Raw genomic sequence first — 23,559 nt, 5'->3', positions numbered from 1 at the left:
CTCGGTTCGACGAGACCGACCGACACCGTCGAAGTTCGCCGACGGTGTCGCCCTCTCGAGCACTCACTTCCCCAAAGGAATGAATCGTGGTTCAATTGTTTTAAGTATGACACTCGTCACAGGGAGAAGCAATGAAGCTCGGAACCATGCTCGACACCACCGTTCTGCGTCATCCGGACAAAGAGGCTCTGGCCTATGAGCATCAGCGCTTCACCTACACCGAGCTGCGCCACCGGGCGCTCAAGGCCGCTCAGGTGCTCGCTGCCAACGGAATCCGCCCCGGAGACGTCGTTGGCATCATGACGTTCAACGTTCCCGGGTTCGTCTTCGCCGCGTTCGGCGCCTGGTACCTCGGCGCCACCGTCGTGCCGATCAATCACAAGTTCCAGGCCCCGGAGGTCAAGTACACGGTCGAGCATTCGGGCGCGAAGCTCGGCATCGTCAGCACCGAACTCGCCGAGACAGCCCGTGCCGGAGGCCCGGACATCACCTGGCTCGAGACCGAGCCCAGCGCCCCGGGCAGCTTCGACACCCAACTCGATGCCGCCGAGGAGGCCGTGCCCGGTGACTTCACCGATGAGCAGGTCGCGCAGATCCTCTACACCTCGGGCACGACGAGCTCCCCGAAGGGCTGCGTGCACACCCACCGCAGCATCTCCCAGGTGGCGACGCTGATCAATCTCAACATGGGCTACCGAGCCGATGACCGCTACCTCATCTGCATGCCGATCTGGCATTCGGCACCCCTGAACATCAGCCTCGTCCCGACCCTCCAGACCGGCGGCACCGTCGTCCTGCAGCGGGCTTACCACCCGGTGGACTCGATGAAGATCATCGCCGAGGAGGGGATCACGACGTTCTTCGGCCCCACCGTCGCCTATGTCGCGCCGATCATGACCGCGAAGAAGCTCGGCATCGACTTCTCCGACTATGACTTCTCATCCATCCGCAGGTGGAACTACGGAGGGTCCCCGATCGACCGGTCGACGGCGGGAATGCTCATCGACACCTACGGCACGAACCAGTTCTACAACCTGTTCGGCATGTCCGAGATGGGTCCGACCGGATGCCTGCTCGGCCCCGAGGACCAGCTGCGCAAGGCCGGCTCCGTGGGCAGGACGGCGATGATCGGCAATGCGATGCGGGTGGTCAGAGCCGACGGGGCCGAGGCGGGGCCGGGCGACACCGGTGAGATCTGGTTCGCCGGCGACACCCGGATGCGCGAGTACCTCGGCAATCCGCAGGCGACCGAGGCGGCCTTCGACGGTGAGTGGTACAAGACCGGGGATCTCGCCCGCCTCGACGAGGACGGCTACCTGTACATCGTCGACCGGTCGAAGGACGTCATCATCGTCGGCGGGGAGAACGTGTTCTCCCTCGAGGTCGAAGAGGCGGTCATCGCCCATGACCGTGTCGCCGATGTCGCGGTCGTGGCCAAGCCTGATCCGCAGTGGGGCGAGCAGGTCGTCGCCGTCATCGCCACCACCGATGGTGAGGCCTTCGACGTCGAGGAGCTGCGGGACTTCCTGTCCGACAAGCTGGCCCGCTACAAGCTTCCGCGGGAGGTCATCATCACCGAGGAGCTCCCCCGCAACCCCTCGGGGAAACTGCTCAAACACCAGTTGCGCAGCCAGGTGGCTGCCGGCTGAGGGCCGACCGGGCATCAGCCCTGGCAGCGGACATCAATCACTTTGTCATTCTGCGTCGTTGGCGGAAGCCCGGCCCCCGAGCGATGAAGACTCCCGATCCGATGCTGCCGCGGACCCGGATGGTGGGGTACCCCTCCTGCGCGGACTCATTGGCTTTGAACGTGATGACGGCCATCGGGCTTCGAGCGAGCCCGGTGGAGTCGACTCCCCAGCTGTCGGGCACGATGAGCTTGAGTGTGCCGGTGCGGGCTGCGACGTCGATATCGATGGTCTGCAGGTCGGTGACCACATCGAGGAAGTTGAGTTCGAGCAGCACTCCTGCGGGCTCGCAGCGCAGATATGGCTTCACCGGCCAGCGACCGCGTCTGGTGAGGCCGGTCCACGGCGATCGCAGGATCTCTCGGCTGCCGGGGGACTCACCGGGGCGTGTTTCCATACGCGAACCGTCCGGGGTTCCGCTGACCGCAGTCCCCGAATTTTCCGACGGCAGCTCGGTGACGATGTCGGCGAGGATTCGATCAAGGTCGGCGGGAAATCGCGCGACTGCAACGAGTTCCATGCGGTCGTCGAGTTCTTCGACAGTGATCCTTCCCTCGCCGGCGGCGGTCCTCAAGACCTCGATGGCAGCATCTCGTTCGACGTCGCCGATGCGCACGGCGCGGTCACGGTGGTCAGGGTGGTCACGGTGGCGATCGTCTTCAGACACTTTCATCTTCCTTCCGCAGCAGTCCCGACAATACCGGTTCCTCCGCCCCTTCTTCTGCGGCTGCCGTACTCACACAAAGCGCACTGACCTCTTTCTGCAGAATCACGCGCCACGCTTCGGTGGCGGCGGGCGTGATCAGACCGAGCCGTCATGAGCTCGCGCCCACGCCAGTCTCCGTAGCCCTCGACCGGCGAACCGACCGATGCGCGGTATAGAACCGACCGACCGACGGCGGGGCCCACCCCCAGCCCACGCGTCTCACACGGCTTCGAGGGCCTGGACGGGGCTGATCGACGTCGCCGCTCGTGCAGGTTCGCGGCTGGCGACGAACACGGCGAAGAGGGTGCCGGCGATGACGGCGATGACGACCGCCCAGGGCACACTCGGGGCGAAGAGGCCGAGCAGGGGTGAGAGCAGTGTCAGCGCACCGACCCAGCCGAAGCCGATGCCCAGCGGCACGGCGACCACGCACGCGGTCAGGCTCAGCTGCAGACCCTCGGCGGCGATCATGCGGCGCACCCGCTTCGGGGTCTGCCCGAGCGCCATGAGCAGTCCGATCTCCTGAGTGCGCTGTCGCACGGAGAGCATGAGCGTGTTCGCGACGCCGATGACGGCGATGATGACGGAGAAGAGGATGAGGGCGAGCGCGAACAGCATCAACTTGTCGATGACGGTGGCCAGTGCGTCCTCGAGGCCACCCCAGCCCTCTTCGCCGAGTGATCGCGCATACCGCACCAGCTGAACGCGGAAGGTGGTCATGGCGGTGGCGAACATGACGATGAGCGTGATGCCGATGACGAGACCGATGACCGTGCGCGCATTCCGGGTGGGGTGGCGGGCGATCGTCGAGGCGGCCAACCGGGACACCGCGGTGCGCCCGCACAGCCAGCCGATCGCCGACTGCAGGGGCGGCAGGATCCACGGATGCCCGATGATGACACCGAGGAAGGTCAGGCCTGATCCGAGTGCGGTCAGCACCACGCTCATCAGGCTGATCCGGTGGTCGGCGGCCCCGATCACGGCGTTGACGAGGAACGTCAGCCCCATGGACAGCAGAACCAGCGAGGCGGTGAGTCCGCCGAGGGAGGCGCGGGCGTCCTCGGGCCGGCTCTCAACCGCCTGCGAGGTCGCCTCGATCGGTGAGATCCCCGTGATGCGGCGCGCGCCCAGGTACGCCGACAGCCAGGTCACCACGATGGTGGCGAGCGAGGGAACCGCCATGGTCGGGGCGAGGAGGGCGACCTCCTCGGTGTTGGCGTCGCCGAGGTAGTTCTGCGCCGCCGTCGCCAGCCCGGTCGACGCGGCAAAGGCGAGCAACGCGGCGGGAACGGAGATGATCAGCCCCTCCACCGAAGCGGCCCTGCGCAGCCGTTTCGATGACGCCCCGATGAGCCGCAGCAGGGCCAGTTGGCGGCTGCGACCGGCGATGATGATCGAGAACGTATTCGCGATGACGATTGCAGACACGAAGAGGGCAATGAGGAAGAAGGTGAACCCGACCATCGACAGCAGACTCTGCGCGGTCTCGGATTCGGCGATGATCTTCGCCGAGGACAGCCACGCGGTGAGGATCGCGATGCCCTGCATGATTGCGGTGCCGAAGAGAGCGGCGATGAAGACGACGAGGACGCTGGGAAAGAACTGCCGCGGGTTGCTCCGGATTTCACGCAGCGGGTTCATCGACTCACCGCAGATTCGGCGCGTTCGTCGATATCGAGCATGGTCGCGGCGATCGCCTCGGCGCTGATGGCATCGCCCAGCTCTGTCACCGGGGTGCCGTCGGCGATGAAGATGACGCGGTCGGCGTGGGCGGCGACGATCGGGTCGTGGGTGACGAGCACGATCGATTGGCCGAAGTCCCTGACGGCTTCGGACATGATCGCCATGACGTCGCGACCGGACTTCGCGTCGAGGTTGCCGGTCGGTTCGTCGGCGAAGAGGATGTCGGGCCGGGTCGCGAGCGCGCGGGCGATGGCGGTGCGCTGCTGCTGACCGCCGGAGAGTTCGTTCGGTCGGTGCTTGAGCCGGTCGGCGAGCCCGAGGCGGGCGACGAGGGTGGAGATCCAGGCCCGTTCTTCGGCGTTCGGCTTCCGGTCGTCGAGTTCGAACGGCAGCCGGATGTTCTCTTTGACGCTGAGCGTGGGCACGAGGTTGAAGGCTTGGAAGACGAACCCGATCCTGCGCCGGCGCAGGGCGGTGAGTTCATCGTCGGCGAGACCGGTGATCTCCTGCTCGCCGAGGTGGACCGTCCCCGAGGTGGGACGGTCGAGCCCGGCGAGGACGTGCATGAGAGTCGACTTGCCGGATCCCGAGGGGCCCATCACGGCGGTGAGCCGCGCCGGTGCGATGTCGAGGCTGACCCGGTTGAGTGCGGTGACCGCGGCGCCGGAGGTGTCGAAGACCTTCGAGACCTCGCGGAGTCGGGCGATGGGCATCGGCAAGCCGGTAGTCATGGTGTCCCTCAAGCGTCGGTGCTGGCTGTCTGCTCCAGACTAACGATCATCGGCGCCCTTTGACATGAAAACTGACTGACCAGTAGGTGTGACCGGCCTGGACGGGCGGGGCAGTCCGTCCAACACTGGACGTGAATGCACGAGTGGCCCGGAACAGCTTGTTCCGGGCCACTGGCGCTGGTCAGAGGTGACTCAGACGGAGCGAATTGCTCAGTCCTCGTCCTCCTCGTCCTTCTTCTCGACGACCAGGGTCTCGGTGGTGAGAACCAGAGCGGCGATCGAAGCGGCGTTGCGCAGTGCCGAGCGGGTGACCTTGACGGGGTCGATGATTCCGGCACCGATGAGGTCACCGTAATCACCGGTCGCGGCGTTGTAGCCCTGGCCGGACTCGAGGTCCTGAACCTTGGCGACGACGACGTATCCGTCCTGTCCTGCGTTCGCAGCGATCCAGCGCAGGGGCTGGACGACTCCGCGCTTGACGATGTCAGCACCGGTGGCGGCGTCCCCGGTCAGACCGAGGTCGTTGCCGACGAGGACCTTCGCCGCGTGGATCAGAGCCGATCCACCGCCGGCGACGACGCCCTCTTCGATGGCGGCACGGGTTGCGGACACGGCGTCTTCGACGCGGTGCTTACGCTCCTTAAGCTCCACCTCGGTGGCGGCGCCGACCTTGATGACAGCGACACCGCCGGAGAGCTTGGCCAAGCGCTCCTGCAGCTTCTCGCGGTCCCAGTCGGAGTCGGTGTTCTCGACCTCGGCGCGGATCTGTGCGACACGACCGGCAACAGCATCGTCCGAACCGGCACCATCGATGATCGTGGTGTTGTCCTTGGTGACGGTGATGGTGCGGGCGTTGCCGAGCTCTTCCAGGGTGACCTGGTCGAGCTTCATGCCCATGTCCGGGGTGACGACCTGGCCACCGGTGAGGACGGCGAGGTCCTCGAGGATGGCCTTGCGGCGGTCACCGAATCCGGGGGCCTTGACGGCGGCGACGTTGATGATGCCGCGCAGCTTGTTGACGACCAGGGTCGACAGAGCTTCGCCCTCGATGTCCTCGGCGATGATGAACAGCGGCTTGCCGGCCTGCTGCACCTTCTCGAGGACGGGCAGGAGCTCCTGGATGTTGGAGATCTTGCCCTGATTGATGAGGATGAGAGCGTCGGAGAGCACAGCTTCCTGACGATCGGCATCGGTCACGAAGTGCGGCGAGAGGAAGCCCTTGTCGAACTGCATTCCCTCGGTGATCTCGAGCTCAACAGATGCGGCCTGGGACTCATCGATCGTGATGACGCCGTCCTTGCCCACCTTGTCGAAGGCATCGGCGATGAGCTTGCCGATCTCTTCGGACTGAGCGGACAGTCCGGCGACGTGTGCGATCTCCGAGGAGTCGGCGACGTCGCGGGCGATGGTGCCCAGCTGATCCGAGACAGCCTCGACGGCGGTCTCGATGCCGCGCTTGAGCTGACCGGGTGCGGCACCTGCGGCGACGTTGCGCAGTCCTTCGTTGACGAAGGCCTGAGCGAGAACGGTCGCGGTGGTGGTTCCGTCACCGGCGATGTCGTTCGTCTTGGTGGCGACTTCCTTGGCCAGCTGTGCGCCGAGGTTCTCGTACGGATCGTCGACCTCGACCTCACGGGCGATGGTCACACCATCGTTCGTGATCGTGGGAGCGCCCCACTTCTTATCAAGCACGACATTGCGGCCCTTGGGCCCCAGCGTCACCTTGACGGTGTCGGCGAGAGTGTTGACACCCTTTTCGAGTGCACGACGAGCTTCGTCGTCGAATTCCAATGATTTAGGCATTCGTCCTCCTGTCTGTGAAGTAGTTGTTCAGAGGATTCAGCCGATGACGGCGAGCACGTCGCGAGCCGAGAGCACGAGGAACTCTTCGCCTGCGTACTTGACTTCGGTGCCTCCGTACTTGGAGTAGATGACCTTGTCGCCGACGGCGACGTCGACCGGCACACGGTTTCCGTTGTCAGCAACGCGGCCGGGGCCGACTGCGACAACTTCGCCTTCCTGAGGCTTTTCCTTGGCGGTTTCGGGAATGACCAGACCACTGGCGGTAGTCTGCTCTGCTTCGACCTGACGGATGACAATCCGATCTTCGAGTGGCTTGATGGAGACCGACATTTCGGGCTCTCTCCCTTCGCTGGGTTCTATTTCATTGAGTCAGACGGCGGCTGCTGCCTTGAACCTCTCGTCGTCGCGGGTGCCGAGCGATTCGACCGTCTTATGAAACTGGCACTCGATGAGTGCTAGTGCTAATTCTGACTCTAGAACGGCTTTAGCACTCGGTCAACTTGAGTGCCAACAATTCGTCATGCTCTGGGCGAAAGTTCAGTCTGGGCCCACATGCCGGCCGGGCAGCCCGGCCGGCCTGACCCGACATCCCGTGAATGCAGAGAGCGTGGGCCCCGGGATCTCTCCGCGGGGCCCACGCCCATTCCGACCGCCTCAGCTCAGTTGTCGATATCTGTTGTCAACGGCGGTCAGATCTTGTCTCAGCGAAGGCTCTGGCCGGTGCTCAGGAGCACTGCCACTGACTCCAGCCCTCTTGCGCCTGCAACTTCTTCGCACGCTGGAACTGCTCCTGCGGGCTGGCATCAGACGGGTTGCCGCTGCCACCCATGGATTGCCAGGTCGAGGGCAGGAACTGGAACAGACCGAAGTGGGTGCCGTTCGAGGCCTTCGGATTGAAATTCGATTCGCACTCGACGATCGAATACCACTTGGAGCCGGGTCCGCCGAGCATCGCCTTGATCTCGGCAGTGCTCATCGAGCCGCCGGTCGAACCGGAGTCGCCGCCGCCGGTGCTCGAGTCACCGGAGTCCGAGCCGCCGGAGTCCGAGCTTCCGGAGTCGGAGCCGCCGGTGTCAGCCGGGGTCTCCTTCTTCTTCGTGCCCTGGATGACGACCTTGGTCTTGGGTTCGGAGAGGACCTTCTCGTCCTTCTTCTCCTTCTTCACCTGCTCGCCGTTGATGGTCTTGACCTTGTAGACGACCTGCTTCTGTCCGTCCTTGCCTTCGGACTCGACCTTGGTCTCGCCCTGGTAGAGGGAGTCGGACTTCTTGGTCTCGACCTTGGCCTTGATGGCCTGCTCGTCCTTGACGGTCTTGTTCTCGACGCGGTTGACGGTGAGCACCTGGCCGTCGGAGAGCGAAGCGGACATCGGCACGGACAGGAAGTCGTCCTTCTTGAGCTTGACGCCCGACTCCGTGAGTGCTTCCTTCGCGGTGCCGACCGCGGCCGAGACCTTGTGGTCCTTGCCGTCGGCGACGATGGTGAGATCCTTCGCCGTAGTCACGTCGATGTCGTTGCCGTCTTCCTTCAGCCGTTGCTTGGCATCGGTGTTGAGGTCGGCTCCCTTCGCATCGACTCCGAGGTCGGCAAGCGCCTGACCCACGGTGTTCGCGTTGGTCCACTCGCTGGTCTTCTCTCCGTCGACGGAGAGCGAGACCTTCTTCGCGGTGTTGACGGTGATCGTCATGTCCCGGTCGACCTTCGTGTCGACGCCGGGCTTGACCTTGTCACGCTTATCGAGATCGATGTCGTGGCTGTCGAGGATGTCACCGACATCTCCGCCGAAGGTGCGGATCTCCTCGGCCTGCCCGTTGACCTCCAAGGTCACGGGCTTGTTCATGGAGACGACCGCGCCTGTGCCACCCACGAGTCCGGTAATGACGACCGCCTGTGCGGCGATCTGAACCTTGCGGTTCTTCAGAAAATCAATCACAAAATATCCCTGAGCAGAGTTTATCGACCAGTTCACTGTAACCGATTCGTTACACCGCTGGCAAAATATCACGGAAATGTAACGGTGTGAGTTTCCTGAGGACGCGTGTCACCTGGGGTTCCCCGTGTTTGCGGGGCGGTGCCGGTCGTGACATTCCCGCGCCGAGGCGGCCCACCGTTACGTGACCGCCGCCATGTTTCGCGGCCGTGTATCGCTGCCATCATTCGCTGCCGTGTATCGCCGCCATCATTCGCTGCTATGCATCGCCGCCGTGTATCGCGGCCAAGCATCGCAACGGTAAATCTGTCGCAGCGGTGATTCAGTCCCAGCTGCCGAGCGCTCTCTCCGCGTTGGCCCACACCGCCGAGCACAGATCCTCTTCGCTCATTCCGCGCACCTCGGCGAGTTTCCGGGCGGTGATCGCCGTCAGGTACGGCCCGCCGGGCTTACCGCGGTGCGGGTGCGGGGTGAGGAAGGGGGCATCGGTCTCGGTCAGCAGCAGGTCCAGCGGCGCGGCTGCCGCGGCTCGGCGCAGCTCCTCGGCGTTCTTGAACGTGAGGTTGCCTGCGAACGACATGAAGTAGCCTGCGGCCGCACACTCCCGGGCCATCGTTTCATCACCGGAGAAGCAGTGGAAGATCGTGACCTCGGGGGCGCCTTCCTCTCTGAGGATGCGCAGCACATCGGCGTGAGCCTCGCGATCATGGATCTGCAGGGCCCGACCGGTGCGCTTGGCGATCTCGATGTGGGCGCGGAAGGACCGCTGCTGCTCGGCGATGCCGTCCTCGCCCGTGCGGAAGTAGTCCAGGCCGGTCTCCCCCACCACACGCATCCGGTCGTGGGAGGTCACGAGCGTCTCGATCTCGGTCAGAGCATCGTCGAGCAGACCGCGTTCTGCCAGCCGCGGAGCCTCGTTCGGGTGGAGGGCCGCCCCGCCGAGCATCCACGTCCGGCCGTTCGCAGGAGGTGTGGGCACGGTCGAGCCTAGGGCCGGCTCGGAGATGGTGCCGGCGTATTGGGAGGCGATGAGCTCGGTCGTCCACCTCGCTGCCGGGAGATCGCATCCGATCTGGACGATACGGCGGACCCCCGCCTCGGCGGCGGTGTCGTGGAAGAAATCGAGGGAGGGGAACTCCTCCTCCGCATCCGGGGAGACCTCCGGTTCGGGTTCACCTGCGCCCAAGGGCAGACGCACACCCGTGCAGATGTCGAGGTGGGTGTGGGTGTCGACGATGGGGTGGGTCAGCGGTTCGGGCACCGGTGGATAGGTTCCGGCGGCGCGCGAGGCCATTATTCGGTTTCCTCCACGTACTTCGGGAACACGGGTTCGGGCTTCGGCAGCGGGGTGCCCGGCTCGAGCGGGAACTCCACGGCTGCGAACGATCGGGGATCGACGTCGGCGGCGGCCAGACCACCGGCGGCCGCCTCGGCGACGTTCGGGGCCAGAGCCGCGGAGGCGTATGCGGCCCCGGCGGCGACGCCGATGGCCGCTCCCGCACTCACGGTTGCCATCGCTTCGGCGCCGGACCCGGACTCGGTGGCGGTCGGCAGCACCTTCGCCCCGGCCTCACCGACTCCGGCGGGCACGCCGAGGAGGTCGAGGATCTTGCCCGCCGCATCGGGCATGACGGGCTGGATGAGGATCGAGATGATGCGCACGACCTCGATCGTCACCCACAGCACGGTGGCCATACGCTCCGGGTCGGTCTTCTTCAGCTTCCACGGCTCCTGCGCGGAGAAGTAGCGGTTGGCCTCGGACAGCACTTTCCAGCAGGCCTCGACGTAGAGGTGGAGGGCCTGGGTGTCGACGTGGCGGCGGGCCGTGTCCGGGACTGCACGTGCCAGGTTCAGAAGGGCCTCGTCCGCCTCGGTGAGGGTGCCGGGCTGCGGCACCTGGGCGTCGCAGTTCTTCTGGATCATCGACAGCGAGCGCTGGGCGAGGTTGCCGTACTCGTTGGCGAGGTCGGCGTTCTTGCGGGTGATGATCGAGTCCTTCGTGTACGAACCATCGTGGCCGTAGGAGAACTCGCGGAAGAGGAAGAAGCGCAGTGTGTCCAGGCCGAAAGCATCGACGAGGTCGAGCGGGTCGACGACGTTGCCGACGGACTTCGACATCTTCTCACCGGAGTTGAAGAGGAATCCGTGGGCGTGGACGCGTTTGGGCAGTTCGATGCCCGCGCTCATGAGGAACGCCGGCCAGTACACGCTGTGGAACCGGATGATGTCCTTGCCGATGATGTGGACGTCGGCGGGCCACCACTTGTTGAGGCGCTCGTCGTCGTTCGGGTATCCGGCGGCGGTGAGGTAGTTGGTCAGGGCGTCGATCCACACGTACATCACGTGCTTCTCATTGCCGGGGACCGGCACGCCCCAGTCGAAGGTGGTGCGGGAGACCGAGAGGTCCTTGAGCCCGGAGGCGACGAAGGAGGCGATCTCGTTGCGGCGGGAGTCCGGGCCGATGAACTCCGGATGGGTCTTGTACAGCTCGAGCAGCTTGTCCTGGTACTTCGAGAGGCGGAAGAAGTAGGACTCCTCCTCCGTCCAGGTCACCTCGGTGCGGGTCTCCGTGGACAGGCGCACACCGTCGACGACTTCGGTTTCGTCCTCGGTGTAGAAGGCCTCGTCGCGCACGGAGTACCAGCCGGCGTAGGTGTCGAGGTAGATGTCGCCGGCCTCTTCGAGCTTGCGCCAGATCGCCTTCGACGCCTCGTAGTGGTCCTCGTCGGTGGTCCGGATGAACCGGTCGAAGGTCGAGCCGAGGGCCAGCTGGGTGTCGCGGAAGTTCTTCGCGTTGTCGTCGGCGAGTTCCTTGGGGGTGATGCCGAGCTTGTTCGCCGCCTGCAGCATCTTCAGCCCGTGCTCATCCGTGCCGGTGCAGAAGAAGACCTCGTGATTGTCCAGTCGCTTGAACCGGGCGATCGTGTCGGCCGCAATGTACTCATAGGCGTGCCCGATGTGAATGGCCCCGTTGGGGTAGGCAATCGCTGTCGTCAAGTAGTAACCCATAGGTCACACAGTCTAAGGGACGCGCGGTTGCGGGCGCGCACGGGTGCTTTCAGGCCGGGGGTGCGGGCGCGCACGGGTGCTTTCAGGCCGGGGGTGCGGGCGGGCACGGGTGCTTTCGGGCCGGGGGTGCGGGCGGGACTTGGCCGAGTCTTCGCGAATAGCCCAGTCTGCGGTGAGTAGCCCATATTTGAAGGTGGGCTATTCACCTCGGACTGGGCTGAAACGGTTCGCACCCCGGCACCAAATCACGGAACCAGCGGCTGCCCGCACCGACGACGCAGTTCAGGTGCTTGAAAGAAGAGCTTCTGCCCGAAGGTCTTCGGGTTCAGAACCTCATGGAACTTGAAGCGCAACACCTTATAGCCCATCGCCAACAGTCGATTATGCTGTCGGCTCTCTTTGTTCATGACGTCAAAGCCGCCGTCAACGTACTTCTGGGTCCCATCCACATAGAGAGCGACCTTGTCCTCGCGAAGGAGGAAGTCGAGTCTTGTCAGAAGTCGGCCGTCATCGGCAATATTCACCTGCTGCACGAAGTCATGCAGCCCCAGAAGATGCAGGTTGAATGCGGCTCTGCTCTCCGCATAGCTTTCGGACAACGGCGAAGCGAGCGCGACCAGTCTCGCAGACACTTTGCCGCCCCGCGTCAGGCGGGCGATGGGCGCTCCGAATAAATCTGCGACTGCACCCGGCACCTCGTCCAGCAGGTGCGACGAATACCCGAGCCTGAAGATCAGATCTTCGTCGTTGCCGAGTAGATGCCATCTGATCACCTGTTCCATTGCGGCAAACGCCGCGGCGCTGCCGAGCTCGGCCCGCAGATCCAAGGCAGTTCGAGCCGGAGAAGTGACTCGGAGCCCCTCCACCTGGCAGACGTCTTCAGCTGAGATTGTTCGGCGTCGCCTGATCAGCTCGGGTGATTTGGTGCTTGACACGGGGTGGAACACCGACACCGGTTCATCCGGCTCGTCGAACATACCGATCCTGTGCAGCCGTGCCGCTGAGACCCCGAACACGGTGTCTTCTGCGCGGTAGTGAGGATAATGAAGGACCTGCAGACGCTTCAGATTCGCCTCGTATCTGCGCCGTTGGGAACGCTCCTTGTCGCGCTGTTCCTCGTGATACGTCATCCAAGCCGAGTCCGTGGCGAAGGGAGAGAAGTATCGGTGGGCACGGACTTCACACCGGCTGACTACCGAATAGACTCCACGCGAGACCTTCAGCAGACAGCATCCCAATGCACTACGGATATCTGCCGTGGAGGCTCCAGCATTGCGAAGATCCTTGAAATGCACGACGTTGTTCTTCATGCCGGCACACTGCCGAACCACGTTCTGATACAGCAATACTCAATTCAGTTGCTGTGGAGTCAGCTCCGGCGTCCACACAGCGACAACGTCTCAGCACGGAGTCCGTCAACAAGCGTCAGCGCTCGAGTCGAGCCGTCGTCAGCCTCCGGGAACGCGCGCCACTCGCCCCCGGGAGCACATGAGAACAGCGTCAACCAACCATTCAACCTCGCTCATAGCCCAGTTTGAGATGAATAGCCCACCTTCAAATGTGGGCTACTCACCCAAAACTGGGCTGCCAGTTGTCCACACCCTGCTGCGCACGAGTCGCGTCACTCGCGGTGAAGCCAGGCTTCGTAGACGTCGCGCTTCGACAGGCCGAACCTCTTCGCCACCTGCCCGGCCGCATCCTTCGCACGTATCCCGGACTCGACGAGTGCGCTGACCTCGCCGAGGTGGTCCTCCGGAGCCGTCTCGACTTCGGTGGCACCAGCGAGCACGAGGGTCAGCTCCCCTCGCAGTCCCGCGGCGGCGCGCTCACGCAGCGAGCCGACGGTCCCCCGCAGTGTCTCCTCGTAGGTCTTCGTCAGTTCACGGCTGATGCTCATGGGTCGGTCTTCGCCGATGACCCCGGCGAAGTCATCCATCGCGTCGGCGATCCGGTGGGGACTTTCGAAGAAGACCATCGTCCGCTTCTCCGCCTTGAGCTCCTCGAGCAGGCTCTTGCGCTGACCGGATCTGCGCGGCAGGAAGCCTTCGAAGCTGAACCGGTCGCTCGGCAGCCCGGAGACCGCGAGGGCCATGAGCACCGCGGACGGGCCCGGCGTCGACGTTATCGGCAGTCCCGCCTCGGCGCAGGCTCTGACCACGCGATAACCGGGGTCGGACACGGCCGGCATCCCCGCGTCGGAGAGCAGCACCACGGTCTGACCCGCATTGATGAGCTCGACCAGCTCGGGAGCGCGATGGCCCTCGTTGTGGTCGAAGACGCTGATGATCCGGTTCGTGTGGCTCAGCTGCAGACGCTGCGCCAGAGAGAGGAACCGGCGGGTGTCCTCGGCGGCGATGACATCGGCGGTTTCGATGGCCTGCCGCATCCGCGGACTCGCATCGCCGAGGTTGCCGATCGGAGTCCCGACGAGGATGAGTCGACCGCCGGTGAGGTCCGGACCCGACCTCGCTGGGACGGCACGGTCGTCGTCATCGGGGTCGGGCACCTCGGCGAGGGTGTCGTTGGGGTCGGGCACCTCGGCGAGGGTGTTGTCGGGGTCGAGCTGAGGCTCAGACGTGCTGGGGTCTTCGGTCAAGATGCGGCTGCTCCGGTGGCGAAGAGCAGAGCGAACGTACCGAAGTAGAAGAGGAGGATCACGCCCCAGAAGAGGAGCCACAGTCCCGTGCCGATATAGCCGACCCACAGGGCCGCGACTGCCATGCCGTCGCCGCGCTCGCCGCGTTCCTTGATCTGCTTGCGTGCGATATGGCCCATGATGACGCCGGCGATGCCACCGATGAAGACTCCGGAGACGACGCCGAAGATCGAGGCGCACATGCCGATGATGGCCAGCACATTGTTCGGCGGCAGCGGCTGGTAGACGTACCCCGGCCCACCGGCATACTGAGTGTTCGCCGCATATCCGGGATTCTGGCTGTACGACTGGGCACCGTAGCCGCCCGAGTTCGACTGGGGCTGCTGGTAGTACATGTCCGGATTGTTCCAGTTGTTCTGGCTGCTCATGATGAAGTCTCCTTGCGTCTGCCTTCAACGGTACAGAGTCGTCGATTGGGGCAAAAGGCGGGGCGGTTACAGGTCTGTCACAGTTGTGGTTTCGAAAGTCGTCGTCTGTCGTGGGCCCTCGTCTGTCGTGGGCCCTCGTCTGTCGTTGTCTGTCGTGGACCGTCGTCGTATGCCCGGGCGAGGTCAGACACTCGTGGCGCGCCCGAGGCACGAGCCTCAGCTGATCGTTCCGGTTTCGGCAGCGATGGCGAATCCCATCACCAGCGCGATGATGCCCAGGTACACCAACCAGAACACGATCCAGAAGATCATGCTCAGGTAGCCCACCCACAGTCCGGCCACGGCCATCCCGTTGCCGCGTTCGCCTCGGCGTTTGATCTGCCTGCGGGCGATGTGGCCGAAGATGATGGCGATGAAGCCGAGGAAGAAGGCCGATGAGATGAACGAGATGACGGAGAGCACCAACGCGACGATCGCCGAGGAGTTCGTCGGCGCGACCTGCCGGTAGACGACGACCGGTGCCGCATTGCCGTAGCTGGCGACCGGTGCCGCGTTGCCGTAGGTGACGGGCCCGATTCCGGGTGCCGGAGTGGGTACGGAGACAGGGCCGTGCACAGGAGCTGGCGTGTGAGCCGCCGGAGCCGCCACCTGGGCCCGCGCTGCAGGAGTGTGCATCTGGGCCCGCGCTGCAGGGGTCGCCGGCGCACGGTTCGATCCGGTGTAAGTGCACCCGATGGGCAGTACGCGGGTATCCATGTCAGTTGCTCTCCGATGGCTGTGGCGGGTGTTCGAGACACCGTGCGATCCGGTTCTCGATGACTGATGTCAACGCTATCGGGGCGTGGGTGCCCTCAACGGCGAATCGTGTTCCAGTCCTGCACCACCCGTGACAAGGCAGCACCCACCTCCGCTGAGGCGGCTCAGTACCCGCTGCCGAGCATGGCCATGAAGCCGAGTCCGAAGAATCCGATCACAATGATGAGACCCAGCAGACCGAGCGCGATGCTGACGTAGCCCATGATGAGGCCGGCAATGCCCTGCCCACGGCCGTCTTCGCCGGTGCGTTTGATCTGCCCGAGTCCGATATGGCCGAAGATCACTGCCAGCAGCGGGGCGATCCACAGGAACATCGCGACGATGCTGAACAGGATGCCGATGACAGGCACCATGGACAGCAGGCCGCAGACGAAGCCGCCGCCGAGTCCGACGATGCCCATCCACATCGACCACACGGCCATCTTGTTCGGCACGGGACGCACGATCATCGGCTGGGCGCCGTAGGTCATCGGCTGGCTGTAGGAACCCTGTTGGCCGTAGCCGTATGAGCCGGGCTGACTGTACGAACCGTAGGAACCCTGTTGGCTGTAGGCATCGGGCTGGTTGTATCCGGCCGCCTGCCCGTACGCACCGTTGGCACCGAACTGGCTGTAACCGTCCTGGCTGTAGCCGCTCTGGCCGTAACTTCCGCCCTGGCTGTAACCACCCTGGACGTAGCTTCCGCCTTGGCTGTAACCACCCTGGCTGTAGCCGCCCTGGCCGTATTGCTGACCCTGCGAGTACTGCCCCGCGCCGGAACCGTACTGTTCGGCCCCGGGACCCGAGCCGTACTGCCCAGCACCCGAGCCATACTGTTGGCCCTGCCCCGAACCGTACTGTGGCTGGGATCCGTAGTTGTTGTTGACCTGCTGCGAGCCGACCTGAGGTGGGTCGCTCGGGCGATATTCGGGGTTGTTCGACACGTTCGGCACCGTTCTCCACTCAGACACTCTTCGTTCCCTACTACCCTAGTGGTGTCGACTGCAGAACGCCCAACGATCTCGGCACAATCGTCTCCGGCGGCGTCACGCTTCCCACCACGCGCAGAGGCTCGTCGCCTGCTCCCTGCGGGTCGCATGAGAGTCCGCCCCGCCGTGATCTCTAAACTGGAAGGCGATGACACACACCGCAGACTCCCCGGCCCCCACCAGGCGCATCGCCCGCGAGCGCCGGGCCAGGCACCGCGAAAAGGTCCGCGTCGGAGCCGCAGCCATGCGCCGGAAGACCTTCCACGCCGGCATGTGGGCGACCCGCGCCCCCGTGTGGATGTGGCCGGCGCTGCTCGTCATCACCGTCATCGGCTTGGCCCTGCGTCTGTTCCGCCTCGGCTTTCCCCACCGACTGATCTTCGACGAGACCTACTACGTCAAGGACGGCTACTCGGTCTTCAACTTCGGCTACGAACGCTCGTGGCCGGAGAACGCCGACGACTCCTTCAACGCCGGCGACCCCAGCGTCATCGAACCGAGTCCCGAATACGTCGTCCACCCGCCGTTGGGCAAATGGCTCATCGGCGCAGGCATGGACATCTTCGGTGCCGACGATTCGTTCGGCTGGCGCTTCTCCGTGGCGATCATCGGCACTCTGACGATCTTCCTCATGGGCGTCATCGCCTGGAAGCTGCTGCGCTCACCGTTCTTCGCCTGCGTTGCCGCCGGCCTGCTCGCCATCGACGGCGAGCACTTCGTCCATTCCCGCACGAGCCTGCTCGACATCGTGCTCATGGCCTTCGTCCTCCTCGCCTTCTTCTTCATCCTCCTCGATCGCGAATTCGTCACGAAGCGTCTGGCCACCTGGACCCAGCGCACCTCTGAGAGCGGAAGCCTCACCCCCACGCGCGCCGAACCGCACCGGCAGTCCCCCGCCGAGGCGGCCACCCCCTCCGCAGACTCCCACGGATCCGTCGCTTCCGCAGATTCCCCCGGATCCGTCGCTTCCGTACCGGTCTCCGTCCCCACTGCCGAGGAACGAAGGCGCCACCGGAAACGGCGGGACGAGATCAATTTCGGGCCCCGCCTCGGCGTGCGTCCCTGGATCATCGCCGCGGGAATCAGCATCGGTCTGGCGATGGGCGTGAAGTGGTCGGGCCTGTACGCGGCTGCGGTGTTCGGGATTCTCCTCGTCGCGTGGGATGTGCATTCGCGGCATCGGGCCGGGGTCGTGCACCCGTGGCTGGGCGCGCTCATTCGCGACAGCATCATGTCGTTCCTCAAGTTCGTGCCGGTCGCGTTCGTCACCTATCTGGCGTGCTGGTCGGGCTGGATCCGGTCGACCGATGCGTGGGATCGGCAGTGGGCGGCCGAGAACTTCGGCTGGTGGCAGTCGCTGCCGGACTGGCTGCAGTGGTTGCCGTCGCTGGCGCACTACCACTACACGGCGTATTCGTTCCATGTCGGTCTCGACTCCGAGCACCCGTACATGTCGAACCCGTGGGGTTGGATCGTGCAATGGCGGCCGACGTCGTTCTACTACGAGTCCTACGACCACGGTTCGATGGGGTGTGTGGCGGAGAAGTGCTCCTCGGCGATCACCTCGGTCGGCAACCCCGTCATCTGGGGACTGGCACCGTTCGCCCTGCTCATCTGCCTTGTCGTATGGATCATCCGCCGCGATGTTCGCCCGGCCGTCATCCTCGGCGGCCTCGCCGCGACCTGGCTGCCCTGGTTCGCCTACCAGGACCGGACGATCTTCACCTTCTACACGATCGTCATGGTGCCGTTCGTGGTGCTCGCCGTGACCTACTGCCTCTCGCTGCTGTGGGGTCACGCGGGCAGGGACCGTAGTCCGGCAGGGGGCGGGAGTGCGGCTCGTGGCGGTCGTGGCAACGGTGCGGCAGAGGCCGGGAGTGTAGGTCGTGCCGGGAGTGTAGGTCGTGCCGGGAGTGCAGCTCGTGCCGGGGGCAGCGGTGTGGCTGGGGTCGGCAGTGCAGCGAAGCGGAGATTCGTTCGCATCTCAGCGGCTCTGTTCGCTCGCCGATTCACTGTCGGCATCATCCTCGCGGCGGCAGTCCTCGCCTTCGCCTACTTCTGGCCCGTCTACACCGGCGAAGTCATCCCGTTCTCTGCCTGGAACGACCGCATGTGGAACATCACCTGGCGCTGACCGTCTGGCCGCAGGCTACCTGGCCGTGGATCGTTTGGCCGCGCGGTACCTGACCGCTGACCGTTTGGCCGCGGGATACCTGACTCCTGACCGTTTGACCGCTGGGTGCCGCGCTTCGTCGGCCTCTCACGCCGCTGCCCCGGGCCCGAAACCAGCTTTCGTCCACGCACTTCTATATTTCGTCCGGCCTCTTCCAGGTTTCGTCCACGAATTTCCACTTTTCGTCCAAGCAGTCAGTTCGCGTCCTGATGAAATGGACGAAAAGTGTTCAAGCGGCCCACCCACGACGCAAAGGGTGCTTCGCAGCCACAAGTCGTCGCCACCAGCCCACCCGAAGCCATTGCCCGGGCCGCTCCAGCTGCCGCGCAAAGTTGTCGCGACCGCTGCCTCAGCCGCCTGCGACCGCCACCTGCAGAAACGTTGCACGCCACCGCTCTCGTCGACGCTTCAGGCGGTCCGTCACGGCTTCGCCACCGAAGGGTCGCCTCGGCGACATGGCGTGTTCACCTGGAGGTAACACCGCGTCGTTAGCGTCGAATCATTGTGAATGAGCTTTCGACGACCCACGCACCCAACGCACCCGAGCAGACGCCGGCTGCGAGCACCACCACGGCCGCAAGCGAAGCGGCAGAAAGCGCCCCCACTGCCGCGAACGCCCCCGAGCAGACACCGGCAGAACGCACCACTTCGACATCGGCCGGCACGCTACACGCCGAACCCAACGCACCAGTCGGCACGCTTCACGCCGAACCCGCCGAACCAGCCGGCACGCTTCACGCCGAACCCGCCGAACCAGCCGGCACACCCCACGCCACACCGACCGGCACGCCACACGCCGAACCCACACCCCACACACCCCGCGCGGTGGCCATCATCCCGGCGCGCGGCGGATCGAAGGGCATCCCGCTGAAGAACCTGCAGAAGGTCGCGGGAGTCTCGCTGCTGGCCCGCGCCATCAACGCCGCCCAGGCCAGCCCCAGCATCAGTCGCGTCGTCGTCTCGACCGACCACGACGGCATCGCGGCCGAAGCTCAGCGCGCCGGCGCCGAGGTGGCCCACCGTCCCGCCGAGATCGCCGGCGACACCGCGACCAGCGAATCCGCCCTCATCCACACGCTGTCGACCCTCGACGAGGACTTCGACATCACCGTGTTCATGCAGTGCACCTCCCCCTTCATCGACTCCGCCTCGATCGAGAACGCCGTCCGCACGGTCCGCGACGACGAGGCCGACGTCGTGCTCTCCGCCGTCGAGGACCACTCGTTCCTGTGGCGCCTCGACGACGATGATGCACAACAGGCCGTGGCCGTCGGACATGAGGCAAACTTCCGTCCCCGCCGCCAGGACCGAGCCAAGCACTTCAACGAGACCGGCGCCTTCTACGTCATGCGCACTGCTGGCCTGCTCGAACACGAACACCGCTTCTTCGGCCGCATCGGCATCGAGGAAGTCCCTCCCGAGCACGCCCGCGAGATCGACGACATGTCCGACCTCACCCTCGTCCGCGCCATCGCCTCCACCCAGGAGACTGCCCAGGTCATCGACGTCGACGCCCTGGTGACCGACTTCGACGGCGTCCACACCGACGACGGCGCCTACGTCGACGAGGACGGCAACGAACAGGTCCGCGTCCACCGCGGCGACGGCATGGGCATCTCCCGCCTCGTGAAGTCCGGGGTCCCGGTGATGATCCTGTCGAAGGAACGCAACCCGGTCGTGACCCGTCGCGCTGAGAAGCTCAACGTCGATGTCGCCCAGGGCATCGACAACAAGGCCCACATCCTCAACGCCTGGATCGACACCAACGGTCTCGACCCGGCCCGGGTGGCCTACGTCGGCAACGACATCAATGACCTCGAAGCCTTCGACGTCGTCGGCTGGCCCGTCGCCGTCGCCGACGCCCACCCCAAGGTCCTCGCCGCCGCCCGGGTGGTCCTAGACCGCCCCGGAGGCAGAGGCGCCGTTCGTGAGGTCTGCGACCTCATCCCGATCCCCGCCGAGGCGGCCGGCTCCCCTGCCGGCCCGACCCTGACCTCGCTGCGGACCGCCACAGGACACCCATCGACCTTCACAGACAGCCAACCGTCCACCCAGCAGCAACGGTCGTTGCTCACCAACCACGCAGCCTCGGCGCGTGCCAACCGAAAGCAGGTTTCATGACTGATCAATTCGTCCCCGTGGCCATCGGAGAACACCTCGTCGGCCCGAACCAGCCCGTGTACATGATCGGTGAGATCGGCATCAACCACAACGGAGACGTCGACATCGCCAAACAGCTCATGGACGTCGCCGTCACCGCCGGTGCCCAGGCTGTGAAATTCCAGAAGCGCAACCCCGAGGTGGCCGTCCCCGAACACCAGAAGTCGAAGATGCGCTCGACCCCGTGGGGCGAGATGACCTACATCGACTACAAGCACCGCGTCGAATTCGGCGTCGACGAATACACCGAGATCGATCGCTACGCGAAGGAAGTCGGACTGCAGTGGTTCGCCTCCCCGTGGGACACCGACTCCGTCGACTTCCTCGAGAACGAATTCGATGCGCTGTCCTACAAGGTCGCTTCGGCCTCACTGACGGACTTCGAGCTCCTGCGGGCCATCGCCGCCACCGGCAAGCCCGTCCTGTGCTCCTCGGGTATGTCCGACTGGGAGACCCTCGACCGTGCCGTCGAGGTCTTCGATCGCGACAAGCTCGTGCTCATGCACGCCACTTCGACCTACCCGCTGCCGCCCGAAGAGGTCAACCTCAAGGCGATCCCGGCCATGCGGCAGCGCTACGGAGTGCCCGTCGGCTACTCCGGTCACGAGCTCGGCCTCGAGGTCTCCTTCGCCGCCGCCGGCCTGGGCGCGGTGACCATCGAACGTCACATCACGCTCGACTCCTCGATGTGGGGCTCGGACCAGTCCGCGTCGATGGAGCCGCGCGAATTCGCCTCGCTCGTCAAGGGTGTGCGCGTCCTCGAATCCGCGTTCGGCGACGGGCACAAACGCGTCATGCCGGGCGAGGAGTCGAAGATCGATTCGCTGCGCAAGGTCACGGTCTGACCCTCACCGGACACCCGGCAGAGTCCGGACGCAAGCGCTGATTCGGCGCCATCACCTCACCGAGGCGGTGGCGCCGTTTCGCGTTCCCTCGCCGTTGGCAGGCTCGGTCCCCTCTACTCTCGCCGAGGTGGCCGAGCCGTATCTCGCCGAGGTGGCCGAGCCGTTATCGTCAGCGTCGACGAATCGCGGTGAGCCGGCGGATCCTCCACCCGATTCCGTGCCGAATCTTCCGGGCGAGGACTCGTGCCACTTCACCGGCAGTGCGGCCGCGCTCGGCTTCGAGGGCCTGACGGGCGTGTTCTTCCGCGGCGGAGATATCGGCGATCCGCTGTTCGAGTTCGACGACCTCGGCGCGATGCCGTCGGGATTCGGCGAGCGCATCATCACGGTCTTCCTCGACACTTCGCAGTCGCGCCCGGGCTCGCTTCCGAACATCGTCGAGGGTCTGTGTGTGCTCTCGTCGGGCATGGGCGAGATCGCGATCGGCCCGAGCGAGGGCGCGAGCCTGCTGAGCCGCGACCTCCTCGGATTCGGCGATGGCAGCGACGTGGAACTCCTCGGCACGGATGTCCTCCGCGGCGCGCAGAGGCGAGCCGGCAATGCCGTCCCCCGCCGCACGCAGAGGCGAGCCGGCAAAGCCGTCCCCTACCGTTCGCAGAGGCGAGCCGGCAAGCCCGTCCCCTACCGTTCGCAGAGGCGAGCCGGCGAGGCTGTCCCCTGCTGTGCCCACGGGTGCCTCGGCTCGGCCGGGCAGAGACGGCGTCGGGTGGGACCGCGCACGCAGCGAGTCGCGGATGCCGGCGAGATTCTCCGCAGTGATCGTCGCAAACCGGGCACGGGTGTCGGCGAGATCGGCCTGCAGCTCGGCACCGTGCGAGTACGCCTCCTCCAGCCCAGAGACCATCCGGTCGGCCAGCACATCGGCTGCCTCGGCGCGGTCCAACGCCGAACCCATGGGCAGCATGGAGGCGGCCGAATCCGCATCGCCCGCCTCGGCGACGGGTCTCGTTCCCTCCGGCCCGACCGGCACCACGAGTTCCGGGTGACCGATGTCGGCGGCGAAATAGCCGAGCTTCGCGTGCAGACCCAGGGAGACCGGGATCGAGCCGACCCCGAACGGGATCATCTGTGCGTGCCCGCGCCCGCCGAGCACATACGGAACCGAGGCGAAGAACTCGAGGCCGGAGAAGAACCCGACGTCATGGCCGTACAGTCGCACCTCTTCGACTTCGGCCACCTCGGCGACGATTCTGGCCGAGACCGCGGCGTCGTCGGGATGGAACGGTGTGCTCAGCACTTTCCACCCCTTGTCCACGAGGATCCGCGCGGCACGCACGGTCGCCTCGTGGATGGTCGTCGCGTCGTATCCGGCAGCGATCTGCCGCGCGTGGACGAGCATCTGGATCGCCACGGTCTTCTCTCGCGGGTCGGGTCTCCGCCCGGCCAACGGCGCGTACAGGTGATCAAGGATCGTCGTCGGGCACGGCTGGAACGCGATCCGCTCCCGCTGTCCGAGCACTCGGCTCATGGTGTCGATCGATCCGGTGTTGCGCAGGCCGAAGAAGGCCGTCCGGTCGAGCACCTGTCCGACGTGGGTGCGCATGAGTTCGTCGAACTCCGGCTGCCCGGGGAACCTGTTGTCCCCGACCGCGTAGACGATGAGGGGCACGTCGAGGGCGGCGAGCGCCTCGGCGGAGATCTTCCACTGCCACCCGGACAGCCGGTTCGGGTTCGTGTCCTGGAGGAACAGTCCACCCCCGCCGATGACGACGGCATCGGCGGTGGCGTTGATCCGGGCTACGGCCGCCTCGTCGACTTCGCGTCGCAGTGCCGCCGCCGAGGCGAACGTGAAGTTCGGCTCCGCCTGCCCGGAATCCGTACCGCCGAGGACCCGGAAGGCGTCCCTGACCACCGGGAACAGTGCCTTGTCGCCGAAGTTGCCCCAGGTCGGGATGTCGAAGTGGAAGAGTCGCAGGCTCCGCATCGGCCAAGACTATGGGCGGCGGAAGAACACCAGGTGAAC

General features: G+C 65.3%; 18 protein-coding genes. 4 read left to right on the top strand and 14 right to left on the bottom strand.

Annotation, left to right across the window (positions count from 1 at the left end):
- Positions 1 to 131 precede the first annotated feature (131 nt).
- Entirely contained in the window at positions 132 to 1,649 is a 1,518-nt protein-coding gene (locus ACSE4D_RS12950) for a class I adenylate-forming enzyme family protein (RefSeq protein WP_425120248.1), read from the top strand.
- Positions 1,650 to 1,686: 37 nt separating this feature from the next.
- On the opposite strand, the gene ACSE4D_RS12945 is transcribed toward ACSE4D_RS12950, so the two are convergent.
- The 13 genes from ACSE4D_RS12945 to ACSE4D_RS12885 form a co-directional block, all read right to left on the bottom strand.
- A complete protein-coding gene (locus ACSE4D_RS12945) occupies positions 1,687 to 2,355 on the bottom strand; it encodes a DUF1707 SHOCT-like domain-containing protein (RefSeq protein ID WP_167854432.1) in 669 nt (222 codons plus the stop codon).
- Between the two features lie 258 nt (positions 2,356 to 2,613).
- The gene (locus ACSE4D_RS12940) at positions 2,614 to 4,035 is read right to left on the bottom strand and encodes an ABC transporter permease (RefSeq protein ID WP_436326074.1); all 1,422 of its coding nucleotides are present in this window, start codon (positions 4,033 to 4,035) and stop codon (positions 2,614 to 2,616) included.
- Positions 4,032 to 4,808: an ABC transporter ATP-binding protein gene (locus tag ACSE4D_RS12935; RefSeq protein ID WP_426937280.1), complete on the bottom strand. Its 777-nt coding sequence runs from the start codon at positions 4,806 to 4,808 to the stop codon at positions 4,032 to 4,034. Before ACSE4D_RS12935 ends, ACSE4D_RS12940 begins: the two co-directional genes overlap by 4 nt.
- A 210-nt stretch (positions 4,809 to 5,018) precedes the next feature.
- Positions 5,019 to 6,611 (bottom strand): chaperonin GroEL, encoded by a 1,593-nt coding sequence (gene groL / locus ACSE4D_RS12930; protein ID WP_135540341.1) that lies wholly within the window; start codon positions 6,609 to 6,611, stop codon positions 5,019 to 5,021.
- Between the two features lie 36 nt (positions 6,612 to 6,647).
- On the bottom strand, positions 6,648 to 6,941 hold the full coding sequence (gene groES / locus ACSE4D_RS12925) for a co-chaperone GroES (protein WP_039209993.1): 294 nt from the start codon (positions 6,939 to 6,941) through the stop codon (positions 6,648 to 6,650).
- Positions 6,942 to 7,335: 394 nt separating this feature from the next.
- The gene (locus ACSE4D_RS12920) at positions 7,336 to 8,544 is read right to left on the bottom strand and encodes a ubiquitin-like domain-containing protein (RefSeq protein ID WP_425120252.1); all 1,209 of its coding nucleotides are present in this window, start codon (positions 8,542 to 8,544) and stop codon (positions 7,336 to 7,338) included.
- 319 nt (positions 8,545 to 8,863) lie between these two features.
- Positions 8,864 to 9,835 (bottom strand): TatD family hydrolase, encoded by a 972-nt coding sequence (locus ACSE4D_RS12915; RefSeq protein WP_135540345.1) that lies wholly within the window; start codon positions 9,833 to 9,835, stop codon positions 8,864 to 8,866.
- The gene (metG, locus tag ACSE4D_RS12910; protein ID WP_436326073.1) at positions 9,835 to 11,550 is read right to left on the bottom strand and encodes a methionine--tRNA ligase; all 1,716 of its coding nucleotides are present in this window, start codon (positions 11,548 to 11,550) and stop codon (positions 9,835 to 9,837) included. The genes ACSE4D_RS12915 and metG overlap by 1 nt, the downstream gene beginning before the upstream one ends.
- 245 nt (positions 11,551 to 11,795) lie before the next feature.
- The gene (locus ACSE4D_RS12905; RefSeq protein WP_135540349.1) at positions 11,796 to 12,860 is read right to left on the bottom strand and encodes a hypothetical protein; all 1,065 of its coding nucleotides are present in this window, start codon (positions 12,858 to 12,860) and stop codon (positions 11,796 to 11,798) included.
- A 311-nt stretch (positions 12,861 to 13,171) separates the two neighbouring features.
- On the bottom strand, positions 13,172 to 14,146 hold the full coding sequence (gene rsmI / locus ACSE4D_RS12900) for a 16S rRNA (cytidine(1402)-2'-O)-methyltransferase (protein WP_436326072.1): 975 nt from the start codon (positions 14,144 to 14,146) through the stop codon (positions 13,172 to 13,174).
- The gene (locus ACSE4D_RS12895) at positions 14,143 to 14,574 is read right to left on the bottom strand and encodes a DUF4190 domain-containing protein (protein WP_135540351.1); all 432 of its coding nucleotides are present in this window, start codon (positions 14,572 to 14,574) and stop codon (positions 14,143 to 14,145) included. Before ACSE4D_RS12895 ends, rsmI begins: the two co-directional genes overlap by 4 nt.
- A gap of 216 nt (positions 14,575 to 14,790) precedes the next feature.
- Positions 14,791 to 15,330, bottom strand: a complete 540-nt coding sequence (locus ACSE4D_RS12890) for a DUF4190 domain-containing protein (RefSeq protein ID WP_436326071.1) — start codon at positions 15,328 to 15,330, stop codon at positions 14,791 to 14,793.
- Between the two features lie 164 nt (positions 15,331 to 15,494).
- Positions 15,495 to 16,340, bottom strand: a complete 846-nt coding sequence (locus ACSE4D_RS12885) for a DUF4190 domain-containing protein (protein ID WP_240689871.1) — start codon at positions 16,338 to 16,340, stop codon at positions 15,495 to 15,497.
- A 166-nt stretch (positions 16,341 to 16,506) separates the two neighbouring features.
- Between ACSE4D_RS12885 and ACSE4D_RS12880 the strand changes: the two genes are divergently transcribed.
- The 3 genes from ACSE4D_RS12880 (at position 16,507) to ACSE4D_RS12870 (ending at position 21,536) form a co-directional block, all read left to right on the top strand.
- Positions 16,507 to 18,492 (top strand): dolichyl-phosphate-mannose--protein mannosyltransferase, encoded by a 1,986-nt coding sequence (locus ACSE4D_RS12880; protein WP_240689873.1) that lies wholly within the window; start codon positions 16,507 to 16,509, stop codon positions 18,490 to 18,492.
- 864 nt (positions 18,493 to 19,356) lie between these two features.
- Positions 19,357 to 20,652 carry a cytidylyltransferase domain-containing protein gene (locus ACSE4D_RS12875; RefSeq protein ID WP_436327138.1) on the top strand — a complete coding sequence of 432 codons (1,296 nt, stop codon included), beginning with the start codon at positions 19,357 to 19,359 and terminating at the stop codon, positions 20,650 to 20,652.
- Complete coding sequence (locus ACSE4D_RS12870) at positions 20,649 to 21,536, top strand: N-acetylneuraminate synthase family protein (RefSeq protein ID WP_426937277.1); 888 nt, start codon at positions 20,649 to 20,651, stop codon at positions 21,534 to 21,536. Before ACSE4D_RS12875 ends, ACSE4D_RS12870 begins: the two co-directional genes overlap by 4 nt.
- 169 nt (positions 21,537 to 21,705) lie before the next feature.
- Here ACSE4D_RS12870 and ACSE4D_RS12865 read toward each other — a convergent pair whose 3' ends face one another.
- Entirely contained in the window at positions 21,706 to 23,520 is a 1,815-nt protein-coding gene (locus ACSE4D_RS12865; protein WP_436326070.1) for a polysaccharide pyruvyl transferase family protein, read from the bottom strand.
- Positions 23,521 to 23,559 lie beyond the last annotated feature (39 nt).

This window comes from Brevibacterium sp. FAM 27836, assembly GCF_051351055.1.
Classification (GTDB): domain Bacteria; phylum Actinomycetota; class Actinomycetes; order Actinomycetales; family Brevibacteriaceae; genus Brevibacterium.
The sequence above is the reverse complement of the archived record's forward strand: the minus strand, read 5'-3'. Positions and strand labels throughout refer to the sequence as shown.